The following is a 20,633-nucleotide window of genomic DNA, read 5'->3' on the forward strand; positions in this document are numbered from 1 at the left end:
CCGCGCCCTGCATGCCCATGAACGGGCGTGACGTACGAAAACCGATTCCACTTGCAAGCCGAATTCAGGCAGGAAACCTCATGACCGACGCGTTCGAACTCCCCAGCACACTGGTCCAAGCCCTCCAGCGCCGCGCGGCCCTGACGCCGGACCGGGTGGCCTTGCGTTTTCTTGCCGAAGCCCAGGATCAGGCTGTGGTGCTCAGTTATCGTGAGCTGGACCAACGGGCGCGAACCATTGCCGGCGCGTTGCAGGCCCAGGCGTCGTTCGGTGATCGCGCGGTGCTGCTGTTTCCCAGCGGTCCGGATTACGTCGCGGCGTTCTTTGGTTGCCTGTACGCCGGGGTGATCGCGGTGCCGGCCTATCCGCCGGAATCGACCCGTCGTCATCATCAGGAACGCCTGCTGTCGATCATCAGCGATGCCGAGCCGCGCCTGCTGTTGACCAGCGCCGACCTGCGCGACGCCTTGTTGCAAATCAACGGGGCGCCGCCGCTGCTATGTGTCGACACCCTCGACAACGCCGTGGCTGAACGCTGGGTTGCACCGGACCTGCAAGGCGAGCACATCGCTTTCCTGCAATACACCTCCGGCTCCACTGCTTTGCCTAAAGGTGTGCAAGTCAGCCACGGCAACCTGGTGGCCAACGAACGATTGATTCGTCACGGCTTTGGCATCGACCTCAATCCTGATGACGTGATCGTCAGCTGGCTGCCGCTGTACCACGACATGGGCCTGATCGGTGGTCTGCTGCAGCCGATTTTCAGTGGTGTGCCGTGCGTGTTGATGTCGCCGGCGTACTTCCTCGGTCGCCCGTTGCGCTGGCTGGAAGCGATCAGCGAATACGGCGGCACCATCAGCGGCGGGCCGGACTTCGCCTATCGACTGTGCAGCGAGCGCGTCAGCGAATCGGCTCTGGAGCGCATTGATTTGAGCGGCTGGCGCGTGGCGTATTCTGGTTCCGAACCGATTCGCCTCGACACCCTGGAACGCTTCGCCGAGAAGTTCTCGGCCTGTGGTTTTACGTCGGACAGCTTCATGGCTTCTTACGGCCTCGCGGAAGCGACACTGTTCGTTGCCGGCACTCCGCGCGGTCAGGGCATTCCGGCGTTGCGCGTGGACGATCAGGCCTTGGCGCAAAACCGCGCCGAACCGGGCGACGGCAGTCCGGTCATGAGTTGCGGCATCAGCCAGCCGGATCATGCGGTGCTGATTGTCGATTCGGTATCGTTCGAAGAACTCGCCGACAACGCGGTCGGTGAAGTCTGGGCCGCCGGGCCGAGCATCGCCCATGGCTACTGGCGCAACCCTGAAGCCACGGCCAAGACCTTCGTCCAGCACGCGGGCCGCACCTGGCTGCGCACCGGCGACCTGGGCTTTTTGCGTGACGGTGAACTGTTCATCACCGGGCGCCTGAAAGACATGCTGATCGTTCGTGGTCACAACCTCTATCCGCAGGACATCGAGCAGACCATCGAGCGCGAAGTGGAGGTGGTGCGCAAGGGGCGTGTGGCCGCGTTCGCGGTCAATCTCGAGGGTCAGGAAGGCATCGGCATTGCCGCGGAAATCAGCCGCAGCGTGCAGAAAATCCTGTCGTCCGAGGCGCTGATCAAAGCCATTCGCCAAGCGGTGGCCGAGGCGTATCAGGAGGCGCCGAGCGTGGTGGTGCTGCTCAATCCGGGGGCACTGCCTAAGACTTCCAGCGGCAAGTTGCAACGTTCGGCCTGCCGCAATCGCCTGGCCGATGGCAGCCTCGACAGCTATGCGGTTTTCCCGTCGGCAGCGAACGAAAGTGAAGGCAGCAGCGAGTCGGGTTCCGAACTGCAAACCCTGATCGGCCAGATCTGGTGCGAGCAATTGCAGGTCAAGCAAGTCAACGCCGACGATCACTTCTTCCTGCTCGGCGGCAACTCCATCGCCGCCACTCAAGTGGTTGCTCGCCTGCGTGAAGCGTTGGCTCTGGAGCTGAATCTGCGTCTGCTGTTCGAAGCGCCAACCCTCGGCGCGTTCGCCGCCGCCGTCGCCCGGCAACTACAGGATGGCGGCCTCGCCCAAGGCGCGATCACTCAGCTGTCGCGCAACGAAGCCATGCCGCAATCCCTGGCGCAAAACCGTTTGTGGATCACCTGGCAACTCGACCCGCAGAGCAGCGCCTACAACATTCCCGGCGCCTTGCGCCTGCGCGGCGAACTGGACGAAGACGCCTTGCGCGCCAGTTTCCAGCAACTGATCGAACGTCACGAATCCCTGCGCACGCGGTTTTTCGAGCGCGACGGTGTGGCCCTGCAACGGGTCGATGCTGCCGGTGAGTTCAATCTTCGAGTGATCGACATCAACGATGTGCCGGCCGCCGAGCGTGAAGCCCGCGCGCAACAAATCCGCGAGGACGAAGCGCGCACCCAGTTCGATCTGGAGAACGGCCCGCTGCTGTGGGTGACCCTGGTGCGCCTCGATGATGAAGACCATCAACTGCTGGTGACGATGCACCACATCATCGCTGACGGCTGGTCACTGAACGTGCTGATCGAGGAGTTCTCGCGCCTGTATGCGGCGGCCTCTCAAGGCCAGGCCGCCAGCCTCCCGGCCTTGCCGACCCAATACGCCGACTACGGCAGTTGGCAGCGCCAGTGGCTGGCGCAAGGGGAGGGCGAACGGCAACTCGCTTACTGGAAAGAGCAGTTGGGTGATGAGCATCCGACCCTGAGCCTGGCCACCGACCACCCACGTTCGGCACAACACACCCACAGCGCCGCCCGCCACACCCTGCGGTTGGACGCGAGCCTGAGCAACGCGATTCGCCAGACCGCCCAGGCTCATGAGTCGACGCCGTTCATGCTGTTGCTCGCGGCATTCCAGAGCCTGCTGCATCGCTACAGTGGTCAGCGTGACATCCGCATCGGCGTGCCGAATGCCAACCGTCCACGCCTGGAAACCCAGGGGCTGATCGGCTTCTTCATCAACACCCAGGTGCTGCGTGCCGAAGTGGATTCGCGACAGCCATTCGTGGAGTTGCTAGCGCAAACCCGTCAAGCCGCCTTGGGTGCGCAAGCGCATCAGGACCTGCCGTTCGAACAACTGCTCGAAGCTTTCCCGCAGGCCCGCGAACAAGGTCTGTTCCAGGTCATGTTCAACCATCAGCAACGGGATCTCAGCGCTCTGCGTCGTCTGCCGGGGCTGCTCGCCGAAGAGCTGCCGTGGCACAGCCGCGAAGCCAAGTTCGACTTGCAACTGCACGGTGAGGAAGACCGCAACGGACGTTTGAGCCTGTCGTTCGACTACGCCAGCGAACTGTTTGACGCGCCGACCATCGAGCGTCTGGCCGAGCATTTCAGCAATTTGCTGCGAGCTATCTGCGAACGTCCGCAACAAGCGATCGGTGACCTGCAACTACTGACTACCGCCGAACACGCTCAGCAAAATGACTGGAGCGTTGCCCCCTGCAACCCGGCGCAGCAGTGGTTGCCGGAACTGCTCAACGAACAAGTGCGCCAGACCCCGGAGCGCACCGCGTTACTGTGGGACGGAGGCAGCCTGGACTTCGCTGATCTGCATACTCAGGCCAACCGCTTGGCGCATTACCTGCGCGACAAAGGCGTCGGCCCGGATGTGTGCGTGGCCATCGCCGCCGAGCGTTCGCCGCAGTTGCTGATCGGCTTGCTGGCGATCATCAAGGCCGGCGGCGCTTATGTGCCGCTGGACCCGGATTACCCGGCCGAGCGCCTGGCCTACATGCTCCGCGACAGTGGCGTCGAGTTGTTGCTGACCCAAACCGAATTGCTCGACCGCTTGCCGGCCACTGATGGCGTCTGCCTGATTGCCATGGACGCCCTGCACCTGGAGAACTGGCCAAGCCATGCACCGGGTTTGCACCTGCACGGCGACAACCTGGCCTACGTGATTTATACCTCGGGTTCCACCGGCCAGCCCAAGGGTGTCGGCAACACGCACGCAGCGCTCGCTGAACGTCTGCAATGGATGCAGAACACTTATCGCCTGAACGATACCGACGTGCTGATGCAAAAAGCCCCGATCAGTTTTGACGTGTCGGTGTGGGAGTGTTTCTGGCCGCTGATCACCGGGTGCCGCTTGCTGATCGCCGGTCCCGGCGAACACCGCGATCCACACCGCATCGCACAACTGGTCAAGCAGTACGGTGTGACCACGCTGCACTTTGTGCCGCCGCTGCTTTCGCTGTTCATCAACGAACCGCTGACCGCCGAATGCACCAGCCTGCGCCGGGTGTTTTCCGGCGGCGAAGCCTTGCCCGTCGAACTGCGCAACCGCGTGCTGACGCAACTGCCGGCGGTGCAACTGCACAACCGCTACGGCCCCACCGAAACCGCGATCAACGTCACCCACTGGCACTGCACAACCGCCGATGGCGAGCGCTCGCCGATTGGCCGGCCATTGGGCAACGTGCTGTGCCGGGTGCTCGACAGTGACCTCAACCCGGTGCCGGCCGGCGTGCCGGGTGAACTGTGCATCAGCGGTATCGGTTTGGCTCGGGGCTATCTGGGCCGTCCGGGGCTGACTGCCGAACGTTTCGTGGTCGATCCACTGGGCGAGCAGGGCGCGCGTCTGTACCGCACCGGCGACCGTGCGCGCTGGACCGCTGATGGCGTAATCGAATACCTCGGTCGTCTCGATCAGCAGGTCAAGCTGCGCGGTTTTCGTGTCGAGCCGCAAGAGATCGAAGCGCGGCTGTTGGCACAATCCGGCGTCGCCCAAGCGGTGGTGCTGGTGCACGAAACGGCGGTCGGCGGGCAGTTGATCGGTTACTACACCGCCACTGATTCCACTGAAGACCTCGACACTCAAACCGCACGCCTGAAAGCCGTGCTGGCCGCCGAGTTGCCGGAATACATGGTCCCGGCGCAGCTGATGCGTCTGGACCAAATGCCCCTGAGCCCGAGCGGCAAACTCGATCGCCGCGCCTTGCCGGAACCTCAGTGGCACGTCCGCGAGCACGTTGAACCGGTCACGGCGCTTGAGCAACAAATCGCCGGCATCTGGCGCGAAGTGCTGGGCCAGACGCAGATCGGTCTGCGCGACGACTTCTTCGCCCTTGGCGGCCACTCGCTGCTGGCCACGCAAATCATCTCCCGTACCCGTCAGGCCTGCGACGTCGAGTTGCCGTTGCGAGCGCTGTTCGAGGCCAGTGAGCTGGGCGCGTTTGCCGAGCAAGTTCGCTTGATCCAGGCCAGCGGCAAAACCAACCGGCAGCCGCCGATCGAGAAGGTCGACCGCCGCCAACCGGTGCCGTTGTCCTATTCCCAGCAACGCATGTGGTTCCTCTGGCAGATGGAACCGGACAGCCCGGCCTACAACGTCGGCGGTATGGCGCGCTTGCGTGGCGTGCTGGATGTCGGGCGTTTCGAAGCGGCGCTGCAAGCATTGGTCATGCGTCACGAAACCCTGCGCACGACATTCCCGAGCGTCGACGGCGTGGCCCGGCAACAGGTGCATCCGGACACCGGTATGCGCATGGACTGGAAGGATTTCTCCGCACTGGATGCCGATATCCGTGAGCAGCGAGTCCAGCAACTGGCCGACAGCGAGGCGCACACGCCTTTCGATCTGGAAACCGGACCGTTGCTGCGCGCCTGCCTGGTCAAGACCGCCGAGCAGGAACATTACCTGGTGCTGACCCTGCACCACATCGTCACCGAAGGCTGGGCGATGGACATCTTCGCCCGGGAACTCAGCGCGCTCTATGAAGCCTTCGTCGATGACCGCGAATCACCGCTGCAACCCTTGCCGGTGCAGTACCTGGATTACAGCGTGTGGCAGCGTCAGTGGCTGGAATCCGGCGAACGTCAGCGCCAGCTCGATTACTGGACCGCGCAACTGGGCCGCGAACATCCTCTGCTGGAGTTGCCCGCCGATCGTCCGCGTCCGCCGGTGCAAAGTCATCAGGGCGAACTGTTTCGCTTCGACCTCAGCGATGACCTCGCGGCGCGGGTTCGTGCCTTCAACGCAGACAACGGCCTGACCCTGTTCATGACCATGACCGTCGCCCTGGCCGTGCTGCTTTACCGCTACAGCGGCCAGACCGACCTGCGCATCGGTGCGCCGGTGGCCAACCGCATTCGTCCGGAAAGCGAAGGGCTGATCGGCGCGTTCCTCAACACCCAAGTGCTGCGTTGCCAGCTCGACGGGCAGATGTCCGTGGGCGAGTTGTTCGAGCAGGTTCGCCACACGGTGATCGAAGGCCAGTCCCATCAGGACCTGCCGTTCGATCACTTGGTCGAAGCCTTGCAGCCACCGCGCAGCGCCGCTTACAACCCGCTGTTCCAGGTGATGTGCAACGTGCAGCGCTGGGAGTTCCAGCAGCGCCGCACCCTGGCCGGGATGACCGTCGAGTACCTGGCCAACGATGCGCGAGCGACCAAGTTCGACCTCAACCTGGAAGTCACCGACCTCGACCATCGCCTCGGTTGCTGCCTGACTTACAGCACCGATCTGTTCGATGAGCCGCGCATTGCGCGCATGGCCGGGCACTGGTGCAATCTGCTGGAAGCGTTGCTGGCCGATCCGCAACAGCGCTTGAGTGAGCTGCCATTGCTCGACGCCACTGAACAGCAAAACCTGCTCGACAACCTCGGCATCGAGCCGGGTGAGCATCGCCTCGATCAATACATCCATCAGCTGTTCGCTGAGCAGGCGCTGGTGCGCATGGGCGCACCGGCGCTGACGTTCGCCGGGCAAACCCTGAGCTACGCCGAGCTCGACAGCCGCGCCAATCGTCTGGCCTGGATGCTCCGTGAGCGCGGTGTCGGGCCGCACGTGCGGGTCGGCTTGGCGTTGGAACGTTCGCTGGAGATGGTCATCGGCTTGCTGGCAATCCTCAAGGCGGGCGGCGCCTATGTGCCGCTGGACCCGGAATACCCGCTGGATCGCCTGCACTACATGATCGAAGACAGCGGCATCGGTTTGTTGCTCAGCGATGCGGCGATGTTCGCAGCACTCGGTGAATTGCCGGCCAGCGTCGGTCGTTGGTGCCTGGAAGACGATGCCGCGGACCTGGCCAATTACCCGGCCAGCGAGCTGCCGTTTATCAGTATGCCGCAGCATCAGGCGTACCTGATTTACACCTCGGGCTCCACCGGAAAACCGAAAGGCGTGGTGGTGTCCCACGGTGAAATCGCCATGCATTGCCGCGCGGTGATCGAGCGTTTCGGCATGCGCCCCGATGATTGCGAGTTGCACTTCTATTCGATCAACTTCGATGCCGCGACCGAGCGTCTGCTGGTGCCGCTATTGAGTGGTGCGCAGGTGGTCCTTCGCGCTCAAGGCCAGTGGGACGCGCAGGAAATCTGCGGGCTGATTCGTCGCCACAACATCAACATCCTCGGCTTCACCCCAAGCTACGGCAGCCAGTTGGCGCAATGGCTGGCGACCCAGGGCGAAACCCTGCCGGTGCGCATGTGCATCACCGGTGGCGAAGCCCTGACTGGCGAACACTTGCAGCGGATTCGCGCGGCGTTCAAACCGAGCCTGTTTTTCAACGCTTACGGCCCGACCGAAACTGTGGTCATGCCGCTCGCCAGCCTGGCCCCCGAGCAATTGGAAGAAGGGCTGGGCAGTGTGCCGATTGGCAGCGTGATCGGCGCTCGGGTGGCGTACATTCTCGACGCCGATCTGGCGTTGCTGCCGCAAGGCGCGACCGGCGAGTTGTATGTCGGCGGCGCCGGTCTGGCGCAGGGTTATCACCAACGTCCGGGGATGACCGCCGAACGCTTTGTCGCTGATCCTTTTGCCGCGAACGGCGGACGCTTGTACCGCACCGGCGACCTTGTCCGGCAGCGCGTCGATGGCCTGGTCGAGTACCTCGGCCGTATCGACCATCAAGTGAAGATCCGTGGTTTTCGCATCGAACTGGGCGAGATCGAAACCCGTCTGCTGGAACATGAATCGATCCGTGAAGCGGTCGTGCTGGCGCTCGATGCGCCGAGCGGCAAGCAACTGGTGGGCTATCTGGTTACAAACGTGGCCGAGCAGGATGAAGCGCAACAAACTGCACTGCGCGAAGCGTTGAAGGCGCACCTCAAATCTCAGTTGCCGGATTACATGGTGCCGACGCACTTGATCCTGCTGGCCAGCATGCCGCTGACCGCCAACGGCAAACTCGACCGTCGCGCACTGCCGGCACCGGACCCGGAGTTGAATCGTCAGCAATACGTGGCGCCGAGCAACGAACTTGAGATGATCCTGGCCGGCATCTGGTGTGAAGTGCTCAACGTTCAACAGGTCGGCCTCAACGACAACTTCTTCGAACTGGGCGGCGATTCGATCCTGTCGATCCAGGTGGTGAGCCGGGCGCGGCAGCAGGGTATCCACTTCAGCCCGCGCGACCTGTTCCAGCACCAGACCGTGCAGACGTTGGCTGCGGTGGCGACTCGTACCGAGCAGGTCACCGCCGAACAAGGTTTGCTCACGGGTGAATCGCGTCTGACGCCAATTCAGCACTGGTTCTTCGACACCGAAATCCCGCAGCGTCAACACTGGAACCAGGCGTTGCTGCTGGAACCGACCGTGGTGCTGGAGCCGCATCGCCTGGAGCAAGCGCTGTTGGCGGTGATCGAGCAGCACGACGCCTTGCGCCTGCGCTTCACCGAAGTCGCCGGTCATTGGCAGGCCGAGCATCAGGCAGTTTCCGACGCTGCCGTGCTGTGGCAAGTGCAGGTGCCGACGATGGACACATGCGCGGCACTGTTCGCCGAAGCGCAGCGCAGCCTCGACCTTGAGCAAGGGCCACTGATGCGGGCGCTGTTGGTCGACGATCCCGAGGGGCAACAACGGTTGTTCATTGCCATTCACCACTTGGTGGTGGACGGGGTGTCGTGGCGGGTGCTGCTGGACGATCTGCAAACGGTTTATCGTCAACTGGACGCAGAGCAGTCAGTAAAACTGCCAGCGAAAACCAGTGCCTTCAGGGACTGGGCCGCACGGTTGCAGGCTTATGCCGGCAGCGAATCCTTGCGGGAAGAATTGAGCTGGTGGCAGGCGCAACTGGCCGGCCCAAGCGCTGAATTGCCGTGTGATCGGCCTCGGGGCGGGCAGCAGAATCGTCACGCACAAACCGTCAGCGTGCGCCTCGACAGCGAGCGCACCCGGCAACTGTTGCAACAGGCGCCGGCGGCCTATCGCACCCAAGTCAACGATTTACTGCTGACTGCGTTGGCCCGTGTGTTGTGCCGCTGGAGCGGTCATGGGTCGGCGTTGATACAACTCGAAGGCCACGGCCGCGAAACCCTGTTCGACGAGATCGACCTGACCCGCACCGTCGGCTGGTTCACCAGTGCTTATCCACTGCGCCTCACGCCGGTGAGTGAACAGGGTGCGTCGATCAAGGTAATCAAGGAGCAACTGCGCGCGGTGCCGCATAAAGGCCTGGGGTATGGCGTGCTGCGTTACCTGGCCGATGGCCTGTGTCGGCAGACCATGGCCGCGCTGCCGGTGGCGCCGATCACCTTCAACTACCTCGGCCAGTTCGACCAGAGCTTCGGCAGCGATGCGCTGTTCCGTCCGCTCGATGAGCCGGTCGGCGCGGCCCATGATCCGCATGCGCCGCTGCCCAACGAACTGAGCATCGACAGTCAGGTGTACGGTGGTGAACTGGTGCTGCGCTGGACCTTCAGCGCCGAACGCCACGACCGGCAAACCATCACCGACCTGGCGCAGGCGTATCTGGATGAATTGCACAGCCTGATCCAGCACTGCCTGAGCGACAACGCGGGCGGCCTGACGCCGTCGGACTTCCCGTTGGCCAAACTGACTCAGCCGCAGCTCGACGCGTTGCCGGTTCCGGCAGCGATGATCGAAGACGTCTACCCGTTGACCCCGATGCAGGAAGGCATGCTGCTGCACACCTTGCTCGAACCGGGCACTGGCCTCTACTACATGCAGGACCGCTACCGAATCAACAGCGAGCTCGACCCCGAGCGTTTCGCCCTGGCCTGGCAAGCGGTGATCGCCCGTCACGAAGCCTTGCGCGCCTCGTTCTGCTGGAATGTCGGCGAAGACATGCTGCAAGTGATCCATAAGCCGGGCAGCACGCCGATCGAGTATCTGGACTGGCGCGCGGTTGCCGAAACCGAGCAAGAACCGAAGCTGCAGGCGCTGCTGAAAAGCGAGCGCGAGGCCGGGTTCGATCTGCTCAATCAGGCGCCGTTTCACTTGCGCTTGATCCGTGTGGGCGCGGAGCGTTACTGGTTCATGATGAGCAACCACCACATCCTCATCGATGCCTGGTGCCGTTCGCTGCTCATGAACGATTTCTTCGAGATCTACACCGCCCTCGGCGAAGGCCGGCAAGCGCAACTGGCCGTGCCGCCGCGTTATCGCGATTACATCGGCTGGCTGCAACGCCAGAGCCTGGCCGAGGCGCGGCAGTGGTGGCGGCAGAACCTGCAAGGTTTCGAGCGCACCACGCCGATTCCGAGCGACCGGCCGTTCCTGCGTGAACATGCCGGCGACAGCGGCGGCATGATCGTCGGTGACCGTTACACAAGGCTTGATGCCCGTGACGGCGCGCAATTGCGCGAACTGGCCCAGGCCCATCAGCTGACCGTCAACACCTTCGCCCAGGCGGCGTGGGCGTTGGTGCTGCGTCGCTTGAGCGGTGAGCGCGACGTGCTGTTCGGCGTCACGGTGGCCGGGCGTCCGGTAGACATGCCAGAGATGCAACGCACCGTCGGGCTGTTCATCAACAGCATCGCCCTGCGGGTGAAAATGCCCGAGGACGATCAGCGCTGCAGCGTTCGTCAGTGGCTCAGCGGTTTGCTCGACAGCAACATGCAACTGCGCGAGTACGAGTACCTGCCGTTGGTGAGCATTCAGGAAAACAGCGAGTTGCCGAAGGGCCAGCCGCTGTTCGACAGCCTGTTCGTGTTCGAAAACGCCCCGGTGGAAGTCTCGGTGCTGGACCGTGCGCAAAGCCTCAATGCCACTTCGGATTCGGGCCGCACCCACACTAACTTCCCGTTGACGGCGGTCTGCTATCCGGGGGATGACCTGGGTTTGCACCTGTCCTACGACCAGCGTTATTTCGACGAATCCACCGTCGAGCGCATGCTCGGTGAGTTCAAGCGCCTGTTGCTGGCGCTGGTCGAGGGCTTCCACGGTGACATGGCTGATTTGCCGCTGCTGGGCGTCGAGGAGCAGGACTTCCTGATCCATGGCTGCAACCAGAGCGAACACGACTATCCGCTGGAGCAGAGCTATGTCTCATTGTTCGAAGCGCAGGTTGCCCGGCATCCGCAGCGGATTGCCGCCAGTTGTCTCGATCAGCAACACAGCTATGTTGAGCTGAACCAGCGCAGCAACCGTCTCGGCCATGCCTTGATCGCTGCAGGCGTCGGCCTCGATCAACCGGTGGCGCTGCTCGCCGAGCGTAATCTCGATCTGCTGGGCATGATTATCGGCAGCTTCAAGGCCGGTGCCGGTTACCTGCCGCTGGACCCGGGCCTGCCGAGTCAGCGCCTGAGCCGGATCATTGACCTGAGCCGCACGCCGTTGCTGGTCTGCACCCAGGCGTGCCGTGAACAAGCCGTCGCGCTGCTGGAGGAATTCGGATGTGCCAACCGGCCTCGATTGCTGGTCTGGGAAGACGTGCAGGCGAGCGACGTTTCGGTGGCCAATCCGGGTATCTACAGTGGCCCGGACAACCTCGCCTACGTGATCTACACCTCGGGCTCCACCGGCCTGCCGAAGGGCGTGATGGTCGAGCAGCGCGGCATGCTCAATAACCAGTTGAGCAAGGTGCCGTACCTGAAGCTGAGCGACGCCGATGTGATCGCCCAGACCGCTTCGCAAAGCTTCGATATTTCGGTCTGGCAGTTCCTCGCGGCGCTGTTGTTCGGTGCTCGGGTGGACATCGTGCCGAACAGCATCGCCCATGATCCCCAAGGCTTGCTGGCCCACGTCCAGAGCCAGGGCATTAGCGTGCTGGAAAGCGTGCCGTCGCTGATTCAGGGCATGCTCGCCCAGGACTGCATGAGCCTCGATGGCCTGCGCTGGATGTTGCCGACCGGTGAAGCGATGCCGCCGGAACTGGCGCATCAATGGTTGCTGCGTTACCCGCAGATGGGTCTGGTGAACGCTTATGGCCCGGCGGAATGCTCGGACGATGTGGCGTTCTTCCGCATCGACCTGGCCTCGACCCGTGGCAGCTATTTGCCGATCGGTACGCCGACCGACAACAACCGTTTGTACTTGCTCGATGGCGCGCTGGAGCTGGTGCTGTTGGGGGCGGTGGGTGAGTTGTGTGTGGCCGGCACCGGGGTCGGGCGCGGTTATGTGAGCGATCCGTTGCGCACGGCGCAGGTGTTTGTGCCGAATCCGTTCGGCGCACCGGGTGATCGTTTGTATCGCACGGGTGACCTGGCCCGTCGTCGCAGTGACGGCGTGCTGGAGTACGTCGGACGTATCGACCATCAGGTGAAGATTCGCGGTTACCGCATCGAACTGGGTGAAATCGAGGCGCGTCTGCATGAACAGCCGGAAGTCCGCGACGCGGCGGTCGGGGTGCAGGAGGGCGTCAACGGCAAGCATCTGGTCGGCTATCTGGTGGCAGCGGATTCGGTGCTCAATCCGAACGAACGACTGGAGCGGATCAAGCAGCGCCTGCGTGCTGAGTTGCCGGAATACATGGTGCCGCTGCATTGGTTGTGGCTCGACAAGCTGCCGCTCAACGCCAACGGCAAACTCGATCGCAAGGCCTTGCCGGCACTGGAGATCGGCCAGTTGCAGAGCCAGGACTATCAGGCGCCGGGCAATGAGCTGGAGCAGACCTTGGCGGATATCTGGGCCGAAGTGTTGAAGGTCGAGAAGGTTGGCGTGCGTGACAACTTCTTCGAGCTGGGTGGGCATTCGCTGCTGGCCACGCAAATTGCCTCGCGGGTACAAAAAGCCCTGCAACGCGACGTGCCGCTGCGGGCGATGTTCGAGTGCAGCACGGTGGCGGAGTTGGCCGAGTACATCGACGGGTTGGCGGCGAGCGACATTACCGAGGAGAAGGTGGATCGGTTGAATGACCTGATGGCGGAGCTGGAGGGCCTTTAATCCGGGTTGACTGCCGAGCCCACGCGGCTCAGGCTTCCCGTGGTTTTTTAATGGATCCTATCTTCACCAGGGAGACAGTCGATGCCCTTCGTAACGGTTGATGGACAAGCGCTTCACTACATAGATCAAGGTACGGGCCCGGCGGTATTGCTGGCCGGGAGCTACCTGTGGGACCAGGCCATGTGGGCACCGCAGATTGCGGCGCTGTCGCAGCGCTATCGGGTCATTGCACTGGACCTCTGGGGCCATGGCGAATCCGGGCGGATACCCGAGGGCATGACGTCGCTGGATGACGTGGCGCGTCAGGCACTGGCATTACTCGATCATCTGGACATCGATCGCGTCACGCTGGTCGGTCTTTCGGTCGGTGGCATGTGGGGCGTTCGCCTGGCACTGTCGGCGCCGCAGCGGCTCAACGGGCTGGTGCTGATGGATACTTACGTTGGTGTCGAACCGGAACCGACTCGTCAGTATTACTTCTCGCTGTTCAAGCAGATCGAAGACAGCGGTGAGATCTCGCCGCAACTGCTCGACATTATTGTGCCGATCTTCTTCCGTCCGGGCATCGATCCGCAGTCGGCTTTGTATCAGGATTTCCGCGCCAGGCTGGCGGCATTACCCGTCAGCCGGCTGCGTGAAAGCATTGTGCCGATGGGACGGATCACGTTTAGTCGTGATGATTTGTTGCCGCGCCTGGCTCAGCTGAACCCTGAAACCACACTGTTGATGTGCGGCGACCAGGACAAGCCGCGGCCGCCGTCGGAAACCAGAGAAATGGCCGAGTTGATCGGTTGCCCGTATGTGCTGGTGCCGGAGGCGGGGCATATCTCCAGTCTGGAGAACCCCGAGTTTGTCACTGAGGCGCTGCTGAAGTTTCTGGCCGACAGAAATCCGTGTAGCGCTTGATTAAAAAGATCGCAGCCTTCGGTAGTGCCCACAGGCGCGTAGGGCGAAGGCTGCGATTTTTTGATCTTTATTTGGGCCCGAGAATCTTCAGCAACTTGTCCGGCGACGGCGCGCCTTGCTGTTGTTGCAACTGGCCCTTTTCATCCATGTAGAAAATCGCCGGGGTGGCGGCCAGTTCCAGGTCTTCCATCAACTTCATGTTCGCCGCCAGTTTCGCCTGAACCGCCGGTGGTACGTCCTTCAAGGCCTTGAGCGAGCTGCCCTTGCCGGATTTCTCGTGTTCTTCCAGGGCTTTCTGCGGGTCCTTGGCGGCCAGCAGCGCGGCGGATTTGCCGGGGCTGTCTTCGCGAATGATACCGACCATGATGTGCCGCAGCTGCACCTTGCCGGCCTGGACCCACGGCCGTGCCTGTTCCCAGAACATGTTGCAGTACGGGCAGTTCGGGTCGCTGAACAGGTAGACGACCCGTGGTGCGTCCTTATTGCCGTCACCGATCCAGCTGCTTGCTTCCATCTTGCCCCAGACTTCCTTGGCCATCGGTGCGTAGACCAGTTTCTGCAACGGTGCGCTGCTGAGGTCATTGCCGTCGGCGTCGTACAGATTGCCGAGCAGCACATGTTTGCCGTCCGGGGTCAGGTACAGCGTCATACCGCGGTTCTGGTACTGCGCCGCGTAACCGCGCAGGCCGTCGGGCGCGTCGAAGGTACCGACGATTTTGGCGCCCTTGGCTTCGATCTTCTTGATCGCTTCAGGCAGTTCTTCGGCCTGTACCGACGGCAGGTGTAGCAGGGCAGCACCCAGGGTCAGTGTCAGCAGGTGGCGGAGGCGGAGCATGGCAATTTCCTTGAAGGCGTGGCCGAGGTGGCCGGGTTCGGGGTGTCGAAGTGTTCCAGGGCGCGGGCCAGGCTGGCTTCCGACAACTCACCCAGGTGACTGCCCAACAGATACCCGTTGGGGCTATAGAACAGCGTAGTCGGCAATGCCATGGAACCCACGGCATGGCTCAATCGACCGCTGCCATCGAACAGCACGTTGGTCAGGCTCAGGCCCTGGGTTTCGAGGAAAGTGGCGACGCTCTGCATGCTTTCGCTCTGGTTGACGAACAGGAAGGTCAGGTCCGGGCGCTGTTGCTGGGCGTTCTCCAGCACCGGCATTTCCCGGCGGCACGGCGGGCACCAGGTGGCCCAGAGGTTGATGACCAACGGGCCACCCTGGTAGTCGCTGAGTTGGATGGTCTGGCCGGCGGCATTGCGCAGGGTGATCTGCGGCAGGCGCGTGCCTTGTTCGTAAATACTCAGGGAGAAACTCGCCAGCAGCCAGAACACCAGACCGCTGGCCACGCCAAAGCCCAATGGCCGACGCAGGCCCGGTTGACGCCAGCCGCGGTACAACGCCGCCAGCAAGAGCACGATCACCCCCGGCCAGGCGAGAAAACCACCGTCGCGCAGGTCGATGATCTGCCACGGATCGTTGCGATACTGTGCCCAGTAGGCAATCACGAAGCCGACCCGGGCCGCCAGCATGCCCAGCAGGAACAGGCTGAACAGCACCGATTCCGGGTTCTCGCCGCCACGCTTGGCCACCCGCCAGCCGACAAACGTCGCCAGCGCCAGGGCACTGATCAGCAGCAAATGGTTAAGCGCGATGGCAAAGGTGCCGAGGGTAAAGGTCAGCATTAACGAGCGTCTCGGGTGGTGGTCCAGCGTTGCAGGAAAGTGCCGGCATCGACCTCGCCGGTGATGCGCTGGCTGCGACGCTCTTCGCCGTCGGTGCCGATCCACAACAGGCTCGGCGGCCCCGGCACTTTATAACGGCCGAGCAGTTCGCGGCTGGCGGCATTGTCGGCGGTGACGTCCAGCCGTAGCAAGCGCACATCGCTCAGCGCATCCAGTACCTGAGGTTTGCCGAAGACCTGTTTTTCCATGACTTTGCACGACACACACCAGTCGGCGTAATAGTCCAGCAGCACCCATTGGCCCTGGGCCTTGGCGGCGTCGAGCTCGCGCTGCAGGGACGCGGGCTCCTTGATCGTAGTGAATGCATCGTGAGCGCTTGGCGAGACAGCGCCGGTACGACCGGCGCTGTACACCTGCAACGGCTGATACGGATCGTCACTGCCGCCCGCCGCACCGACCACCAGCAGGCTGCCCCATAACCCCAGCAGCAGCGAACTGGCGCCGAACAGATGGGCAACGCGGCCAAACCCCTGGGACTGCTTCCAGGCGCTGTAGGCGGCGATCAGCAGCAAACCGCCACACATACCGAGCCACAGCGATTCATCCAGCACCGGGCGCAGCATCAGCAAAGCCGTGGCGAGAAACAGGAAACCGAACACACCCTTGAGCAGGTTCATCCAGGCGCCAGGTTTAGGCAGGAAGCGATTGCCGACGGTGACCAGCAGCAACAGCGGCACACCGATGCCGATGCCCAGGGCGAACAGAATCAACCCGCCGTGCAGCGCATTTCCGCTCTGGGCGATATAGAGCAGGGCGCCGGCCAATGGGGCAGTCATGCACGGCCCCACCAACAGACCGGACAAGGCCCCCAGCACACCGGCGCCCATCAGGTTGCCACCGCGCTGGCTGCGTGAAACATGTTCCAGCCGATCCCGCACGGCCACCGGCAATTGCAGTTCAAAAAAACCGAACATCGGCAAGGCCAGCAGCACGAACACCGCCGCAAAGCTGCCTAACAGCCATGGACTCTGCAACAGCGCTTGAAGGTTCGCGCCAAGCGACGCCGCCAGAACACCCATCGCCGCATACACCAGCGCCATGCTGATCACATAACTGCCGGCGAGGGCAAAACCGCGTTTGGGCGTGGCACCACTGCCAACGATCAACCCCGCCAGAATCGGCAGCATCGGCAACGAGCAAGGGGTGAAGGCCAGCAACAGGCCCAGACCAAAGAACACCAACAAGCTCCAGCCCAGCGCACGTTGTTGCAGGCCGCTGGCCAAGGCTTGGTCCGGCGCTTCGCTGGCCGCAGATGCAGTAGCCTTGCCGCCCAGGTCCACGATCTGGGTTTGCGGCGGATAACACAAACCGGCATCGGCACACCCCTGGAAACCCACCTTGATCTGACCGGTGGCTCCCGCCGGAATCTTCAGCTCCAGGCCTTGGCGATAAACCTCTTGTTCGCCGAAGAACTCATCGCTGTGTGCTTCGCCGTCAGGTAATACCGGGTGCTGTTGCGCAGACAAACCTTCGAAATTCAGGCGTTTCTGATAAAGGTAATAACCGTCGGTAATCTGCCAATAGAGCTGTGTTTCACCTGATTCGAGGCGTTCGGAGGTAAAGGCAAAGGCCTTTTCCACTGGCAAGAATTCAGGTTTGGTGTCGAACGGATTTATCCCTGCCTGGGCCACACCCGAGATCAAGAGAACAAAAAATAGAAACAGTCGACGCATGGGTAAGCCTTATCCCTGTGCAAGTTGACTGCACAATGGGTGGCGGCGATTAACCGATGATTAACCGCCGCCGGTACCGCCCGCTTGCCCCGTCAGAAGGCAGCCACTACGGCTTGAAACTTCAGTTGCGCAACAGGCCTGGCCAGGATTGGCTGTCGACCGTATGCGGACCGGAAACCAGGCGATTTTCCGGAATGTTGTAAGTCAGAAACTGATTGTCAGTCAGAAAGATATAGTAATAACTGTCGGCGAAAGTCCGATCGTTTTGCACCGCTGTAATGATCCGGTCTTTATAGGGAGCAAGACCGGGCCAGGTAGCTTCTGTAATGGGCTCTGTCCTCAGTGACTGGACCGGGGTCACAACAGGAGGAGGGAGGTCGTCGTCAAGTTTGCCACCTATATAGCCGCGGTCCCGGTTGGGATCCTCGTCCAAATCCAGATAGAGGGAGTTCCCGTCATTCATGATGAATCGAAAGAGTGAGGGGCGACTTACTTGCCACCATGTCCCTGCAACGATTCGATCAAAGTGAGGCAACAGCAGCTTCCATTTAGTGTCTTCAACCTTGCGGGTCTGCATTACCGCATCGGTATCCTGATTGTAGGCGCAGACCATCGGCGTAGTGCGCTCGTAATAGAAAAGCCAAAGGATATCGAGGTCAGAAGAGTCCATGGGACGATCAAGCGTTATGCCCGTGGTCGTAAATCCAAACCGCAGGTTTTTCATGTGGTTTTCCAACGTCCCCCAGTTTCCTTTAATCGGCCAGGGGTATCCATCAGAGACCTTGTTATCGGGAATATCAAAGCGGGAATAAGTATCGGTGTCTTTGAAGATGAAGTAGATCTTGTCTTTTCCTGAACGCCAATCGACGGTCACGATGTTTTTAAGTGTCGGCATGATCTGATTCCTTTCAGATAATCAAGTATGGTTCGGGTCTTAAATGACTTTCTTCCAGGTAATGATTGGCCTGGAGTGGAGCCGTGCTAGGGTAGCGTGATGTTTTACGCTGTGGTCATGTTTTCAGGATGGAATATGTTTCGGTTTGAAACGACATGTGCGCAGGCGTTCGGCCATGGATTAACAGCGAACTTCACTTTCAACTTCGTCGCTTAGCGGTCGCGACGCCTGCGAGGGAGGCGCTGCTTCTCGTCAGCGGCGGGCCTTGCCATAATTGCGGCTTAATCCTCAGCTGCTTCACTCGCTTTTTTGTCCTGGGGGCTCCCATGCATGTACTGGTTTGCGAAGACGATGAGCTGATCGCCAGCGGAATTGTTGCCGGCCTGACCGCGCAAGGCCTGACCGTCGAGCACGTCGCCACCGCGTCGGCTGCCCGGGCGATGCTCAAGGTGGCTGAGTTCGATGTCATGGTGCTCGACCTTGGCCTTCCCGATGAGGATGGCCTGAAGCTGTTGCAGCAGTTGCGTCACAGTGGCCTGGAGATTCCGGTGTTGATTCTCACGGCGCGGGATTCGGTCACCGATCGCGTCGACGGTTTGCAGGCCGGGGCCGACGATTACTTGCTCAAGCCTTTTGACCTGCGCGAACTGGCAGCGCGCCTGCACACCTTGCTGCGACGAGTGGCGGGGCGCAGCGTCAACCTGATCGAGCACGGTCGTTTGACCTACGATCCGAGCAGCCGCGAAACCATGCTGGGCGGTCAGCCGGTGGACCTTTCCCGTCGCGAGCAATCGCTGTTGCAAGCCTTGCTGCACAACCGTGGTCGCGTACTCTCAACCGAGCAACTGAAAGACAGCGTCTACGGTTTCAACGATGAGCTGGAAAGCAACGCCCTTAACGTCCATATCCATCACCTGCGGCGTAAACTCGGCAATGGCATTGTCGAGACGGTGCGTGGCCTGGGCTATCGCCTGGGGCCGGCCGATGGCGGAGAAGAATCGAAGTGATGAGCCTGCGTTTGCGTCTGAGCCTGACCCTCGGCGCCGCATTTGCGCTGATCTGGGCCCTGGCCGCCGCCTGGATGCTCAGCGATCTGCGCAACCAGATGATGTTTTCCCTCGACCAGCGGCTGGTTGCCTCGGCGCGGATGGTCGCCGGGTTACTGGAGCAACTGCCGGCATTGCCGAGCAAGGGCGAGGGCACCCATTTCAGCGCTGAACAACTGAATATCCCCGGCGGCATGGCCTGTCAGGTCAGCTCGTTGCGCGGCGAGATTCTGGCCCGCAGCCACAGCAACCCCGAGCAAGCGCTGGAGGCCGAGAAAATGGGTTTCCACGATCAGATTATCGACGGCGCGCCATGGCGCAGTTTCACCTTGGCGCGGGGCGATGTGCGCATTACCACCGCCGACCGGCAGATCGAGCGTGAAGCGCTGAACATGTCCATTCTGCTGGCGGCTTCGGTGCCCGTCGGCGTGGCGCTGCTTGGCTGCCTGTGCCTGTTGTGGCTCGGCATCGGTCAGGGGCTGGCACCGCTCAATCGTATGCGCGATGCGTTGATGCGGCGTAGCGCCGATTCTCTGGAGCCATTGCAGATCCAGCCGTTGCCCAGCGAATTGCAACCGCTGCTGGAAACCCAGAATCAGTTGTTCCAGCGCATCGGCAAGACCATCGAGCGTGAACGACGCCTGACCGGTGATGCGGCGCACGAATTGCGTAGCCCGCTGACTGCGATCAAAACCCACCTGCAAGTGGCGCGCATGACCGACGGTGCCGCACGGGATCAGTCCCTGGCCCGGGCCGAAGAGGGCGCCGACCGTCTGCACCGTACCCTTGAACAATTGCTGCTGCTGGCGCGTGTCGAGGGCAGCTTGTCGTTCGATGATGGCGTGCAGTGCAGCGCTGAGCAGGTGGCAAAACTGGCGATTCAGGATGCCGCCAGCGGCGATCGTCAGCGGATCAAGTTTCAGGTGCCGGCCAGATTCTCCGATGCGCCGCTGCAAATGCCCGCAGTGCTGTCGATTGCTGCATTACGCAACTTGCTCGACAACGCCTTGCGCCATACACCGGGCGATAGGGCGGTGGAGCTGAGCCTGGAAACCAATGGCAATCGCGTGCACTTTCTGGTGCGCGACCACGGTCCGGGAATTGCCGAAGACGACTTGCAACACCTGACCCAACGCTTCTGGCGCAATGGCCAGAGCACCGGTTGCGGCCTCGGTCTGGCGATTGTCCAGGCCATCGTCCAGCGCTGCGGCTGTACCCTGCATTTCGACAGCCGGCCGGATGGCCTGCGGGTTGAATTGACGATGCCGTTGCAACCTGTCTAACAGACACCGCTCCCACAGGGTGTCTATGT

General features: G+C 61.9%; 8 protein-coding genes. 4 read left to right on the top strand and 4 right to left on the bottom strand.

Going from position 1 to position 20,633, the window contains the following annotated elements:
• Positions 1-80 precede the first annotated feature (80 nt).
• Together PGR6_RS08360 and PGR6_RS08365 are read left to right on the top strand one after the other, a co-directional pair.
• Positions 81-13,064 (top strand): non-ribosomal peptide synthetase, encoded by a 12,984-nt coding sequence (locus PGR6_RS08360; protein WP_064616779.1) that lies wholly within the window; start codon positions 81-83, stop codon positions 13,062-13,064.
• A gap of 81 nt (positions 13,065-13,145) precedes the next feature.
• The gene (locus PGR6_RS08365) at positions 13,146-13,970 is read left to right on the top strand and encodes an alpha/beta fold hydrolase (RefSeq protein ID WP_064616781.1); all 825 of its coding nucleotides are present in this window, start codon (positions 13,146-13,148) and stop codon (positions 13,968-13,970) included.
• 67 nt (positions 13,971-14,037) lie between these two features.
• Here PGR6_RS08365 and dsbG read toward each other — a convergent pair whose 3' ends face one another.
• From dsbG to PGR6_RS08385, 4 genes are all read right to left on the bottom strand, one after another.
• Positions 14,038-14,805 carry a thiol:disulfide interchange protein DsbG gene (gene dsbG, locus PGR6_RS08370; RefSeq protein WP_018929978.1) on the bottom strand — a complete coding sequence of 256 codons (768 nt, stop codon included), beginning with the start codon at positions 14,803-14,805 and terminating at the stop codon, positions 14,038-14,040.
• Positions 14,781-15,647 carry a TlpA disulfide reductase family protein gene (locus PGR6_RS08375; protein ID WP_064616783.1) on the bottom strand — a complete coding sequence of 289 codons (867 nt, stop codon included), beginning with the start codon at positions 15,645-15,647 and terminating at the stop codon, positions 14,781-14,783. Before PGR6_RS08375 ends, dsbG begins: the two co-directional genes overlap by 25 nt.
• Positions 15,647-17,380, bottom strand: a complete 1,734-nt coding sequence (dsbD, locus tag PGR6_RS08380) for a protein-disulfide reductase DsbD (protein WP_064616785.1) — start codon at positions 17,378-17,380, stop codon at positions 15,647-15,649. The genes PGR6_RS08375 and dsbD overlap by 1 nt, the downstream gene beginning before the upstream one ends.
• Before the next feature lie 121 nt (positions 17,381-17,501).
• Complete coding sequence (locus tag PGR6_RS08385) at positions 17,502-18,275, bottom strand: hypothetical protein (protein ID WP_018929975.1); 774 nt, start codon at positions 18,273-18,275, stop codon at positions 17,502-17,504.
• A 326-nt stretch (positions 18,276-18,601) separates the two neighbouring features.
• On the opposite strand from PGR6_RS08385, the gene PGR6_RS08390 reads away from it, so the two are divergent.
• Both PGR6_RS08390 and PGR6_RS08395 read left to right on the top strand, forming a co-directional pair.
• Positions 18,602-19,282 (top strand): response regulator, encoded by a 681-nt coding sequence (locus PGR6_RS08390; RefSeq protein WP_018929974.1) that lies wholly within the window; start codon positions 18,602-18,604, stop codon positions 19,280-19,282.
• Positions 19,279-20,604 (top strand): ATP-binding protein, encoded by a 1,326-nt coding sequence (locus PGR6_RS08395; protein WP_026286707.1) that lies wholly within the window; start codon positions 19,279-19,281, stop codon positions 20,602-20,604. Before PGR6_RS08390 ends, PGR6_RS08395 begins: the two co-directional genes overlap by 4 nt.
• Positions 20,605-20,633: the final 29 nt, after the last annotated feature.

It is taken from the genome of Pseudomonas sp. GR 6-02, assembly GCF_001655615.1.
In the GTDB taxonomy this organism is placed as follows: domain Bacteria; phylum Pseudomonadota; class Gammaproteobacteria; order Pseudomonadales; family Pseudomonadaceae; genus Aquipseudomonas.